The following is a 12,398-nucleotide window of genomic DNA, read 5'->3' as shown; positions in this document are numbered from 1 at the left end:
TTAAATCATTTCATTCGCGTCATAAATGGTCATAGTATAAAGCTGTGTGCTATTTTGTGGTTTTAGAATTTCCAGTGGAATGTCAAATACCGAAGGATCACCATCGGCAGCCATATCAATTTTCCATCCATCTTCCATCTTGGCATTTGTTATATCAATCTGAGCTGCATAATCCTGTTTGTCTCCAACTGCGCGAACAATAACATCAAGTACAACTCTATATGTTCCAGCAAACTTATCAGAAGAGACGGTAATAGTCTTCGCAGATGCGCCTGATTGAGTTTTGTAATATGCAACGATTTCTGTGTTATCTTCAAACTCTCCATCGGAAAAGGTCAGTTCTTTACCAGTAATGGAATACGTACCTTTACTCAAGGTTCCCACGGCGAATTCAATCTCTTTTTCGTGAACACCTTCATTTGAAAGCAGATATATGCTATTCAATCCTTCGACTGGAGTTGCTGGAGTGTAGTTAAGTGTAGCTTTATTGTTAACGATTTTAATTTCATCACGTTGAATAATTGGTGCAACACCTTTTTGGATATCATTTCCTGTCATCATCGCAATTACTTCATTTGTAAATACCGCATCTTGCAAAGGAACCTTTGCACCTCTGTTACCAGAAAATCCAACAATTTTGTTGTTTCCTTCACCGCCTTGGGCATAAACAGTATCCGCGGAATTCTCAATTCCAGAGGTCTTTAAATTTTTAAGTTGAACTTTTGCTTTACCCGTTTTCAGGTCGTAAAATGTAGCTTTGGCAACTGCTCGAATTGCCCAAATATCTGGCGTTGACATTTTATAAATCTCTCCTATGTATAAGCTATTGTTTTAATTTGTTTGCCCAATGAATATCAGACAATTTAATATTTTTACCATCTATTGTTCCTGCATAGAGTGCGGTAATGGTATGACGGTAGTTATCAATATTATTTGTGACATACAATCCATTGTAAATTTGATATATATTTAACTTAAATAAATCAAAAAGGCTTAGTCCATTGTTTTTCCAAGCTAAACCAGCGACGATACTGTGCAAATCTACTTTTTCTTTTGGTTTTGGTCTCTTAGCGTCTTCTTTTAACATTTCTTCTATCATTTTGGCTGCTCGTGAATTTGCTGGATTAAACTCTGGCTCATTTTGTATCTCAACGTTATTCCCAAGCTTAATTACTGTTTGTATAGTATCAAAATTGTTGTGGTTTATCTGTCCTTGACCAATCCCAATAAACACATTATCTTCACCCTCTAGTAAAATAGCTTTTTCATTAAAAAATAATTCAATGGCTGCAAAGGCGTGATATTTAAATATTTCGTCTTGATAGCAATAAGCAAAGAAAATGTCGAAGTTAGAAAGTGATTTAGCCCAATCACTTTTTATGGTTTCTTTGTCAATTAACATAGCAGCCAGATAAGCATTGTATATCGACATATTTAACTCAGTTATGGTTTGAAGAGTAGGGATAGTTAACGTTCCAGCTTGATCAATTTCGATAGGCAAGCCACCCAACAATTTGAAATGTAAATCCATTTCATTCAAAAAACCACCTACTTAAATTCATACAACTTATATTGGATGTAATATCCAACATAGTTTGTATTTACAAACATTTCGTCCATTCGATAAAACTCCAGTTTACCAATACCTAAACTTTGCTCTTCATTAAAGAGTTCATCAATGGCAGCAATAATTTCATCGTATCTTAAGTTTTCATAGTCAGTTCTAATTAAATCTTTGTGTACTATCACTTGAAAATGAAGTAGGGCTGACTTAAATTCTAAATTGTTTGTTGGTTTATATTCTTTAAATGAAAAGGTGACATATGAAGAAGCATCGCTAGATAACTCTGGAATATGGTTGTAAGGGTATATTTTATTAAACAACAGAGATGAAGGATCATCGATATTGTCTCGATCTAAATAATTACTGTTGTCGTAATGTAGGGCTTTGCACAGTTCTTCTGAGCTAATCAATTTTTCTAAGACTTTTGTTCTAATAGAACCTAACTCTCTGAAACGAGACATATTAATTCACAATAAAATCTCTGGTCAATACATATTCCAGAAAACCGCTGGTGTTCATATCCCTTGTATCATCAAATGTAGCGACGACCTTATCTACCTGATCTAGAGTAAGTGGAGTAGTACGGTGAATTTCCTCGCCAAGACTATTTCGAACTTTAACCTTGTAGTAGTTACCGTTTGGTTGAAGATTGCCCAATTCATACGTAAGAGCAATACATTTTAGTGCTTCAAGTGCAGATCCTTTATCGGTATATGTTTCCTTAGCGAATGCCAATTTAAGTTTGTTATCAGTAGCAATCGAATAGGCGTATTTGAATTGTGGGTTAATGGCTACATCCAGATCAGCATCAATGATTTCAACTGTGGGTGTTGCACTGATAATTACAGAATTATCAATCCCAGATGAGTGCTGAATAGAGTAGGGAAGGGGAGAGAAGATGAGCCAATTATTCGTAGCTCCTTGCATAAATTGCTCAAGTTTAAGTTCTCCAAAACGGATGATGGCTTGCATGGATACACTCCTTATAGTAATGATTTAATTTCAATTGCTTTTGTTGTATAAGCTAATCTAGTAGAGTTTTCGACATGCAAAATAACTCTGCCTTTTTTGTTGTTAGCTTTAATTTTACAAACCTGTCCATCTTGTTCGATCAAGGTAGCCAAAGTAGTAGGTGTTACACTGTCTGTTTCAGTTAGCCAAAATCGAGCTTTTTCTTGTCGATCAATTCCATTATCCTTAAACGAGCAAGTGAAGGATTTAGTCATATTATATTTAATGAAGTCGTCGCCTATAATTTGAGCTGTATAATTATTTGTAGTAGAGGACGTAACATTAATTTGAATGGTTTGTGATATATTTCTGAATGAAATGGTTATTTTACTTGTTCCCTTTTTCAAAGGACTTACTAAACCCGTAGGGGAGACTGATATAATAGTTTCATCAGCGACAGAGTATGTAATTTGCTCATAAACTTCTATTACCTTTGAATTGTTCGTAAGTTCAACGTTTAATTGTAAAGTCTGATTTTCTTCTATAGCAACAATGTCCTTAACATTCAAAACCCTCAGTTGGTAGTCAGCAATGTTGCCCATAAAATCGGCAATACTCAAATCTAAATTGTCGGCAGGGATTAAATCCTGCTCTTCTAATGTCAAATTTATTAACCCATCAATTAAACGATTAATCCCCACAGTTTTCCAAGCACGACCATCAATAATAAAACGTCTATTTTTCTTTATTTTCTCGGTCTGATTATTCTTTTGAACCGTTATTTGTCTTCTTTCATTCGGCATCATCAAGATTCGTCCCTCTTGAATACCAAAACTAGAAGATGTATCGGATTTAAAGGAAAATGGAGTTTCTTGAATTTCTCCTTGATCGTCTAACCACTTAAGAGTCGAATAACAAATTAGAATCACGCCACGATGGTATATATCCATATCATCAACATGATTACATAGCCAAGTCTTATCTTTCCATATAACCAAATCACCCAATTTTAATGGACAATTTAATGTGACTATATTTTTCTGTTCTCGAACATCTCCATCATCAGTAATCCAAACTTCCTGATTTGATTCTCCATTTATATTCACTTGAAAATAACTAGGAGATTGCGAAAATGTAGAGCTCATAACTTGTTTCGAATGAACGGAGTTTCTATCTCTAACATTTATTTTAATGTTAGACAAATATGATTTGTATGCCTTGTAATCCATGCTAATTTACGCTCATATTTTTTAAATAGTATTGCATCATCAGCGAATCAGCACGTTCAATGGCTTTATCTCGCAATACAGCTTTTTCTTTAAAGTTTTGAGACTCGCTGTATCTTTTCCAGTCAGACGAAGATATCGCTAATCTCATATCTAGTATATTATTTACTTCTTTTTCAAACCATTCACCAAGCATGAGCTGTGATAGTATTTCTTGCTCTAATTCGGTTAAATCAGCAGCAAAGTATTTATTTTCTTCATCTCTGTCAAACAGATCACTTTTACTGTAGCTAAACTTAACCAAGCCTGATTTAAGAAATCCTGTAAGATAGTCTTCGTAATCTTCAATTGAGCTTAGAAACATTTCATCGATTGTATAATCCTGAATTTTACCTTGAAATCTCTCAAATATTTTTGAATATGGGGTCATAATTAATCCCCCTTTACACGTTATTCTTTACTTTAGCCAGTTCATACAGGTCTTGTTTGATCAATTTACCAATAGAGTCTATTTTGTATCTATCTTGGAATCTACTATCATTAGCCGCAATACCAACCACAATTCTTTCAATGATATTTTCTTTTAACGTTGGAGATACAGAATTCAATGTATCAATTATTTCTTCAATATCAAGAGAGATAATATTATCAATTGTTTCACGACTCACAAATTTCTGATAAACATCATCTAGATACAAGGCTTTAACCGCTTTTTCACTTTGAATCAAGAATGCCCCTTCATGAGCAAACTTAGTATGGTTGTCTACAATTGCCCGTACATCTTCAAAGGTAATCGTCTTAGAACTCCCAAAATCATTGAATCTAATAGTAGATGTAGTGCCTGTTAGATTTAACCCACCATTGGTTAAAGAGATAACTCTAATGTATTCACGGGGATCAATATCTAATTTATCCTCAACAGATTCGAACAGAGAGTTTACTTTTTTAGTTTCTGTTTTGATTTCCTCATGAGAAGTTTCAATTTTTTTATTTTTCTCCAGTAAGTCTTCAACTAAAGAAGTGAGTTTAGCAACTTGATCTTCTAATGCGATTTCTCTTACTGTTTTTTGAGTAGGTTCATTGTTTGTATTTTCAGTATTAGCTATCTCCATTTTCTTTGGTGCTGCCATCTATATGCCTCCCTATTATTTAATAAAAAAGGTCGATAAGAATGTACTTACCGACCAATGGAATTAAGAGAATTTATACAATCCATAAGCTGCTGCTGTAATCAACTGCACATCATAATTCTGTGATACAGAATATCCCATTGTTTGATCTGCATTATCTTCAGGTTTAGATTGAGTAATAATTGTGTTACCCTCAAAACCAATTTTGACCAGCTTATCAGAGCCAGAAGAGAGTACAACAGCGAAGTCACCATCGATAGCAAACTCATCGCTATTTGGCTTCAAACGTTGACCAATTTCAAAAAGCTCAGTGCCTTGGAAGTTACCCAGATGTCCGGTCTTATTAAATTCTTGTCCAAGACCAAATTGAAGGTACTGATTCTCTGGCAAGATACGAGCAAGTGCAGTTTTAGTGCCGAATACCACACTCTTGTCCGTATTGTTTGCAGCAGAAACACGTTGAACCAGATTGTTAAAAGCTGTAGAAGTAAAGGCAGCATTTTCTTTATATTTAGCACCCAGAGTAGTAAAAGAGTCATAAATCGAAGAGTAAATGCGAGTAGTGATATCAGTTTCAATTGCTTGAGCTACACGTGCAACCCATGCGCCCCAATTTGTTTTTCCTGCAAGCACACGATACAGTTCTTCATAAATTTCTACAGTACGGCGTTGAGGAGTAAGTGTTACATCTTTTCCGAACAGGCGTTGACGTTGATTGCCTCGTTGACCATTAGCTTTTGTGCTAACCACAAACAGATCAGGACTATCTACGTGAAACAGGAGTTGATCTCCCCAGTTTACATTTTTAACTTCTGCGAATTGGTAGAAACTATCCAAAACAGTTTCAGGAATTACAATATCCAGCGTTTGAGCCACCAAAGCAAAAGTTGCCCATTGAACATTTGGGTTAGATGCCATCATACCTTCAGTAAAATTAGTATCAGACGGAATGCCTGCTAGACGGTAAGCTTCTTTTTTCAAGCCTTTGGTGAATAGTTCTTGTTTTGCATCAAGGGTTACACCATCATTCGCATATTGAGCATACTTATTAAAACGACCATCTTTGTTACGGTTTTGATAACAATAGTGGTACCAAGCTTCTACACCAGCTTGTACAACATCTTTTTCATTTTGCGACATATTAAAAAACTTAAGATTACCATAGTTTTTCATACTAAATTAGTTCCTCCGATTATTATGTATTAGGCTTCTTTAATTACTTGCAGTTTAGTTGCTGGCACACGAGAACGACCAACAGAAATAGTTGTTTTTTCAAGAACCAACAGCGCCACTTTGGTTGTTCCAAGGGTTGCGCTAGCAATGCCTTTATATTTACCATCCTGTGGAATAACGTATTGATCAACAGCTGTTGTGCCATCGATACCGTCATCTGTAATAGTGAATGTGTCACCATTTTTAAGACGAAATGCACGAGCAGGGGTATTAGCTTTATTAGTGAATAGAGCGGGGTCACTTACATCAATTCGAAATCCGTTAACCTCTGGAATTTCTGGACTTGCAACCAACAACACTTCTTGAGCTGCTACATCGGTTGGAGTTGCAGCAATACGAACTTCTGGATTGCCAGCCAATACTCCCTTAAGAACCACAAAACTACCGTTATCAACCGCTACTGGCAGTTGAACAGACTGAATAAAGCTGTCTACTTTTGTACCAGCCATCAGATTAAGATTTACAATTGTACTCATTAAATATATTTCCTCCTATTAATTGTTTTGTTGAGAAAGTCTATCCCATACTGTCTTAGGGACATCTTTACTTCCTTCGTGATCATCTGGAAGTCCCATTGAAATAAAGTTGAAATTCTTCGATTTTGTAGTTTCGATAATACGATCACATACGTAAGATTTGACTTCCTTTTCAAATTCAGCAAAAGTAGTAAATGTGGAGCGCTTTTCTGTAAATTTAGCCTTCTCATCTTCTGTGAGTAGAGTAGGGTAAGAGTTGAATAGTTCATCGATTTTTTCTACATCTTCAGCTTCTTTAAACTTTGAAATTTCTTCTTGAAGTTCATTAATTTTCTCATCTTTAGCTGTAATTTGAGATTCTACTTCAGTGAATTTCTCTTGAATTTCAGTTAATTTTTGATTCAAAGAAAGAATGGCTTCATCTTTACCCTCGATTTTTTCAGTAAACTCTGCTACCACAGTTTCTTTCTCAGTTTTTTCTTTGTTCAACACTTCTGTTGCTTCGCTGTTAATTAAATCAATAGTGGATTTAAAGGTGTTGATCTCGTCATCAGTTTCTTCGCCATCTACCCAATCAACAGGGGAATATTTGATTCTTGTCAGAGTGTCGAAATCAATTACAACGTTATCTCCTTGCATACTGTAGGATGCTTTTTTATTTTTGTAACCGTCTTGAACATCGCAAAGATAGATGAAATTTTCATCAAAATCACTAAGATAATAAGAACATCTTTCTACTGAATCGCCATACCAATTTGTACCTATGTATGTTTTTTTACTAAGAGTATTTTCAATTTCCGAGTATAGTTGATTAGTAGTCAATTTAAAAAGAGCTGCAATTTCTTTTTTGTTTTTAAGCAATTGAACATTATCCTCCTTACTGTCATTTGTTTGTGCATTACCATCCTTAAAATGATGCAGAAACGAATTTAATTCTTTCATTTTTTTGTTAAAATCATCGTCCAAAGAAAAATGCTCGATTTTTGCATGAGCATCAATCATACCAGTGCCATATTTGTTCCCTAAAAGAGTAATACCAGTATATCTAAACGATTTGATATCCAATATTTTTGTCTCTTTGTCGTACTCAGACTCATCAATTACAATTTCGATTGACAGCTTTGTTTCTTCTTGGCTGCTGATGATAGCCATCTCATCTTGTGCATAGACATTCCATATGTATCCATCTACAACAGCATAATTTCTTCCATCGATTTCTTCATAATGATAGTTGTTATTAACGGCAGAAATTAACCCAATGGGCTTTTCAATATATGTAATTTTATCTTCGTCTTCGTCGTACTCCATTTCATGCTCACCAAAATCATTGCCTTCAATATGAGCAAGTATGGGAATATTGATTACAGATGACTCTGCGCTCTTTAACACATCAAAATCAATGTTGCTTTTATTGTTGTTAACACCGTCATGAGATATCCACATTCTTAATCTTGAAAATCTAGAATCATTAAGAGGTTCAATTTCGTAGTTTTCGACAAATAAAGTAACTTTTTTATTCTTATTTTTTATAATTATCACCTCCTCAAAAGAAACTAACGATTATTCAAATCTAAATCCCTTGTCTTTGCTCCATCGTCACTAATATTACTGTCAGACACTTTTGGACGACCGCCATCCTTATTACCGTTTTGTACATGAGAACTAGAAAGGGGAACGAGATACTTTTCAACAAGATCGATACTGTTTTCATAAGCGAGTAAATTTTGCATGTCTTCAGGATTGATTCCCATTGCAACTGATACTAATGTTTTAGAGTATCCAAATTGTGCAGCTTTAAGATACGCCTCCAGCTTTTCGTTCCAATTGAACACTGTGATATCTGGAAAAACAACTTTATGACGATACTTTCCTGTTTTACTTTTTAGATAGCTATTAATAAAACGTTCAAATTGGCGATACATATGAAGTACATAACCTTCATCTACCTTGATTGATGCTTGAAGACCAGAAGCATTTACAGTTCCCGAACCAAATAATATAGGAGTAGAACCAGCAGCTTGATAAAAATTATCCTGACTAAAACCAACTATGTTATTTTGAGTTTGTGATTGATTAAAATCTACCGTTTTCAATTCAAACGGGGTTGTGGCAACTTTTACTCCATTCGGAACACCAGCTTGGAGAATAGCGGTATACTGACCTGCAACATTTGGATCAATAGCAAAGTTATTAGCTACCGAAGCTCCTTTAGTGTCACTTTTCATTGGAATTTGCCCAACAATTATCTTCCAAGTTTCAAGCTCGGTTTTTGTTTTCAGTAAACCTTTATAATGTTCTATTTCAGCACTATCTAAAAATAACCCCATTAAAGGAGGAGTTAGTCCAGCTCTTGTTTCATCGAATTTAAATACTGGAGCTTTTATGGGATCAAGAGGTTGCCAATAAAAATAACGATCTTTCCTGTTTTTATCAACATTAACAAAGTCACTATAATATTCACTGAATTCAGGCGCAAAATCATTAATATTCACACCTGATTGTAAAAAGTAGTACATATTAAAAGCATATTGATATCCATATTCGGTTTTATTGATGATCTTGCAATATTTTGCTGGCATTTCTTGCAAAGCGACAGAATCACCAAACTCACGTACGTAATAGAATTTAGCATCTTCCAAGATTACACCTTTTAAAATATTTGGAAAGGTAGACTTGGGCGATAGTTTTTCAACAATGTCTACAGCTTTTCTTCTAGATTTTTTAAAAGCTGTAGATTTCATATCTTCATCATCAGCGTTAGTGGCAACTAGAAAAGAGTCAAAGGTAGGTATGGTAGAATAATAGTTAACCAGTCGATTAAACTGCATTACAACATTAAAAAGATACTGACTTAAATCCTTTAAAGCGTCTTCGTTAGCTTTTGGATTCTTAATCATTTCTTCAATCTTTTTTCGATCAAATGTAGTAGGGGACATATTTAATGATTTCAATAATTCATTTTGCCATAGGGGACTGAATAACGAACCACTCTGATAACTGTTAGAAAGGGCTTTTGCGAATTGCAATGCATAATCTTCACTATCGTCTATTTTAGGTGGATTTGTATTTGCGTTGGGTGTATCCTTATTACTTTTTCTGGTCATCGTTCACATCCTTTCTTATGAGTATTGATAATCCTAAGATATGTATAGATAATCAAGGACGTTGCTTACAAAAGCTGGTTGGATTTTGTTATTTTGCTCCTTTAAATGTATCCAAAATAATCCATACATTAAAGCGGAAAATTTATCTTTTTTAATTCTAGAAGAAACGCGTTCAACTTTAGTGTCATTTCCACTCTGTTTATATTTAAGATTCATTATCTCTTCGCAAAGTATATCTGTTAACACATAAGGAATTTGCAATCTTGATATCTCATCGCTGTCTTTGATCTTGTGTTTCGTCTTCTTTTCTAAATCTTTAATACCTTCGTGCGGAGATTTTAACAATCCAACATCCATTTTGGCGAATGTTTGCATGAAATGATTTATCATATCGCTTTCTCGTGTTTCTTTATTTTGGGATTTCAACGCAAACACCATAGGTATGCTATTTTCCGCTTGGTATTTATCGTATCTATCGTCGTTAACTACTGAGTACGGGGGGTTACCATCGTCTAAGTCAAGCACAAGATTATCAACCACAGAAACGCCTAAACCATTGGCGTCGATCACAAGTATACTTGCTTTAAATTCGTTCACTTTCTGCTTTAAAAACTTTGCCTGTAATTGGCTATGTTGTCCTTCCATTGAGAAGATATTAACCACTTCTTTAATGTAGTTACCATTGCTTTTGGGCGTAATCTTGTAAACTACAAGACATGACAGGGCATTTTCATCACCCTCATTACGACTGACATCGTACGCAAGGACATATTCAATATTTTCACTTCCGCAATGTTCCCATTCGGCTACGCCTACGATTCTCGTCTTATTTAGTTTTTCATCAGATACCAAACTATCAGATGAACTCCCTGTCCAAAGGGACTCGTACTCCCGCATAAAATCCATAATTGAATATGTAGGAGAGTCTTTGAGTGCCTCAACAAAATCAATGTCTAATTGTTCGTAAAGGCAAGGAAGTTCATAAGAATTTCCAATACAAAAGGCGGACTTTCCGTCCATCATTTCATTGTAAACTTCTCTTAGTTTCTCAAAAGCAAATTGCTGTTGAGTTCCTGCGGTTGTAATGTATATCTCAGATTTATGTAATTCATTTGGATCTATAGACCCACTCATAGATGTTCTGTTGTTAGCCATTAGAGGGATAATGACGCTGTTAAGAACATCTCCATTAAACTTTTTGTCAGCAATTTCTTCTATTGCTCCACCAAATCTTCGTCCGCCACGAGTTGCATCTGACATTTGAACAACATCGTATCTTGACCCATTATGAAAAATTACTCTAATATAATCTTTTTGCAAACTAATGTCTTTTACTTCACTTTTAAGCATTGGGTAGTGATCAAAAATTTCATCGAGTTTTTCAGAAACGATTTTTGTGGCTTGTTCCTTACCGGGGGCGCAAATGAACAATCTGGTTTTCGGATAAAAAATACATTTTAAGATATAAGCTAAATTTTGAAGATAGCTTTTCGAAGTCCCACGAGTAGCCGTGAGATATACTTTTCTGTAACGTAACATTATTCGCAAATAAATTCTTTGATAAAAATATAATTGGATTTTTGAATCGGGAGAAGAGGTGAAGTCTAAAAAGTGATCGGGGTAATGCCTAAAATAACTGCAATACTCTCTCCATTTATCTTTCATGTCGTCAAAACTCTTCAACATTAATTCATTGACGTTATTCGTTTCAAAGTTTTCTGGTGATTTGAACGCATCTGCGTCTAGGTGTTTTCTGTCTCGTTGACTGTAGTTTTTATGTGAAGCCATGTTTACTCCATCACATCCTCAGAATGTATCTTAGGAGTGTCAGATGGAGGCTCAGACATTCGATCTATCTTATTTAGTCTTAAAGTGAAATTTTCTATATGCATAATCGTTTTGTCAACCATATCTTGATCAATTCCCTTGATTTTACGATAATGCTCCCAAGGAGGAATGTGCCCGTCCTTTTCTACCTCCGCATAGATAGTACTGAAGTTTCTGATTCCACCTGTCTTATCTGCTTCCGTTTTGTCGGATGCACGAAACTTGCTGTCTGCCATGTATTTTGAAAATAAATCTCCAAGCTGTTTGACTTGTCCATATCTACCAGCCTCTAATTCCTTATCCATCTTCAAAGAGATAACAGATAGTTTTTTAAGATATGTTTCGTCACTAGGTGTTTCTATTTTATTGGAAGTTTTCATTTTTTGATAAAAGTCTTCTAATTTGATAAAGTCTTCTGCTTCATAGTTTGAACCCCACCGCAAAATTATTTCTGGGGTGATTTCAAAATCAAACTTATATTTTTTATTTTCATCGTCTTGGTAATTCTCAATATCCATATCATCTTCAAAAATAGAGTCTTTCCAAGTTAAATGTCTATTGTGAGCAAGTTGCACATTCTTCATATACACTCCAAAAATAGTCATTTTACGTCTTACAGCTTCCTCTTTTGAGGATTCCCATAAATTATAGACAAATGGACGATTTAGTTTCATAAGTTGGTCTTGAACTTCGCCTATATTTTCTGTGTTAACACTAGTTACTACACAGTTTTTGCAAACGGGGTATAACTTGTCCGCATATTCGTCTGATTCTGATTTATAGTATTTATCTACTGTTTGAGATTTATTGCATTTCAAACATACTTTCTTCAATCTATCCGATTTATCGGCCAATATTTCACCTTCTTTACTTAAAAGAACCTAATA

At 34.8% G+C, this 12,398-nt stretch carries 13 protein-coding genes; all 13 read right to left on the bottom strand.

Annotated features, from left to right (window positions below; translation table 11 throughout):
- The 13 genes from MHB54_RS01070 to MHB54_RS01010 all read right to left on the bottom strand — a co-directional run bounded on the left by MHB54_RS01070 (position 1) and on the right by MHB54_RS01010 (position 12,365).
- Positions 1 to 798 carry a hypothetical protein gene (locus tag MHB54_RS01070; RefSeq protein ID WP_340981320.1) on the bottom strand — a complete coding sequence of 266 codons (798 nt, stop codon included), beginning with the start codon at positions 796 to 798 and terminating at the stop codon, positions 1 to 3.
- 25 nt (positions 799 to 823) lie between these two features.
- The gene (locus MHB54_RS01065) at positions 824 to 1,540 is read right to left on the bottom strand and encodes a hypothetical protein (protein ID WP_340981319.1); all 717 of its coding nucleotides are present in this window, start codon (positions 1,538 to 1,540) and stop codon (positions 824 to 826) included.
- 8 nt (positions 1,541 to 1,548) lie between these two features.
- Positions 1,549 to 2,025, bottom strand: a complete 477-nt coding sequence (locus MHB54_RS01060) for a hypothetical protein (RefSeq protein ID WP_340981318.1) — start codon at positions 2,023 to 2,025, stop codon at positions 1,549 to 1,551.
- A gap of 1 nt (position 2,026) precedes the next feature.
- Positions 2,027 to 2,536, bottom strand: a complete 510-nt coding sequence (locus MHB54_RS01055; RefSeq protein ID WP_340981317.1) for a hypothetical protein — start codon at positions 2,534 to 2,536, stop codon at positions 2,027 to 2,029.
- Between the two features lie 11 nt (positions 2,537 to 2,547).
- Entirely contained in the window at positions 2,548 to 3,744 is a 1,197-nt protein-coding gene (locus MHB54_RS01050; RefSeq protein ID WP_340981315.1) for an Ig-like domain-containing protein, read from the bottom strand.
- Between the two features lies 1 nt (position 3,745).
- Positions 3,746 to 4,171: a hypothetical protein gene (locus MHB54_RS01045; RefSeq protein WP_029518064.1), complete on the bottom strand. Its 426-nt coding sequence runs from the start codon at positions 4,169 to 4,171 to the stop codon at positions 3,746 to 3,748.
- Positions 4,172 to 4,184: 13 nt separating this feature from the next.
- Positions 4,185 to 4,871 (bottom strand): hypothetical protein, encoded by a 687-nt coding sequence (locus MHB54_RS01040; RefSeq protein WP_340981314.1) that lies wholly within the window; start codon positions 4,869 to 4,871, stop codon positions 4,185 to 4,187.
- A 63-nt stretch (positions 4,872 to 4,934) separates the two neighbouring features.
- Complete coding sequence (locus tag MHB54_RS01035; RefSeq protein ID WP_340981313.1) at positions 4,935 to 6,044, bottom strand: hypothetical protein; 1,110 nt, start codon at positions 6,042 to 6,044, stop codon at positions 4,935 to 4,937.
- Positions 6,045 to 6,073: 29 nt separating this feature from the next.
- Positions 6,074 to 6,580 (bottom strand): hypothetical protein, encoded by a 507-nt coding sequence (locus MHB54_RS01030; RefSeq protein ID WP_340981312.1) that lies wholly within the window; start codon positions 6,578 to 6,580, stop codon positions 6,074 to 6,076.
- Between the two features lie 18 nt (positions 6,581 to 6,598).
- On the bottom strand, positions 6,599 to 8,119 hold the full coding sequence (locus MHB54_RS01025) for a coiled-coil domain-containing protein (RefSeq protein WP_340981311.1): 1,521 nt from the start codon (positions 8,117 to 8,119) through the stop codon (positions 6,599 to 6,601).
- A gap of 14 nt (positions 8,120 to 8,133) precedes the next feature.
- Positions 8,134 to 9,684 carry a hypothetical protein gene (locus MHB54_RS01020; RefSeq protein WP_340981310.1) on the bottom strand — a complete coding sequence of 517 codons (1,551 nt, stop codon included), beginning with the start codon at positions 9,682 to 9,684 and terminating at the stop codon, positions 8,134 to 8,136.
- A gap of 33 nt (positions 9,685 to 9,717) precedes the next feature.
- A complete protein-coding gene (locus tag MHB54_RS01015) occupies positions 9,718 to 11,472 on the bottom strand; it encodes a DNA-packaging protein (protein WP_340981309.1) in 1,755 nt (584 codons plus the stop codon).
- Between the two features lie 2 nt (positions 11,473 to 11,474).
- Positions 11,475 to 12,365: a hypothetical protein gene (locus MHB54_RS01010; protein ID WP_340981308.1), complete on the bottom strand. Its 891-nt coding sequence runs from the start codon at positions 12,363 to 12,365 to the stop codon at positions 11,475 to 11,477.
- Positions 12,366 to 12,398: the final 33 nt, after the last annotated feature.

This window comes from Paenibacillus sp. FSL M7-0802 (assembly GCF_038004945.1).
Lineage (GTDB): Bacteria > Bacillota > Bacilli > Paenibacillales > Paenibacillaceae > Paenibacillus > Paenibacillus polymyxa_B.
Note: the sequence above shows the minus strand (reverse complement) of the source record. Positions and strands in the feature narration are given on the sequence as shown.

Excerpts from the sequence above, each read along its gene's own strand:
- MHB54_RS01030 (WP_340981312.1), bottom strand. The coding sequence starts at position 6,580 with ATGAGTACAATTGTAAATCTTAATCTGATGGCTGGTACAAAAGTAGAC.
- MHB54_RS01070 (WP_340981320.1), bottom strand. The coding sequence starts at position 798 with ATGTCAACGCCAGATATTTGGGCAATTCGAGCAGTTGCCAAAGCTACA.
- MHB54_RS01045 (WP_029518064.1), bottom strand. The coding sequence starts at position 4,171 with ATGACCCCATATTCAAAAATATTTGAGAGATTTCAAGGTAAAATTCAG.
- MHB54_RS01040 (WP_340981314.1), bottom strand. The coding sequence starts at position 4,871 with ATGGCAGCACCAAAGAAAATGGAGATAGCTAATACTGAAAATACAAAC.
- MHB54_RS01055 (WP_340981317.1), bottom strand. The coding sequence starts at position 2,536 with ATGCAAGCCATCATCCGTTTTGGAGAACTTAAACTTGAGCAATTTATG.
- MHB54_RS01060 (WP_340981318.1), bottom strand. The coding sequence starts at position 2,025 with ATGTCTCGTTTCAGAGAGTTAGGTTCTATTAGAACAAAAGTCTTAGAA.
- MHB54_RS01015 (WP_340981309.1), bottom strand. The coding sequence starts at position 11,472 with ATGGCTTCACATAAAAACTACAGTCAACGAGACAGAAAACACCTAGAC.
- MHB54_RS01050 (WP_340981315.1), bottom strand. The coding sequence starts at position 3,744 with ATGGATTACAAGGCATACAAATCATATTTGTCTAACATTAAAATAAAT.
- MHB54_RS01035 (WP_340981313.1), bottom strand. The coding sequence starts at position 6,044 with ATGAAAAACTATGGTAATCTTAAGTTTTTTAATATGTCGCAAAATGAA.
- MHB54_RS01020 (WP_340981310.1), bottom strand. The coding sequence starts at position 9,684 with ATGACCAGAAAAAGTAATAAGGATACACCCAACGCAAATACAAATCCA.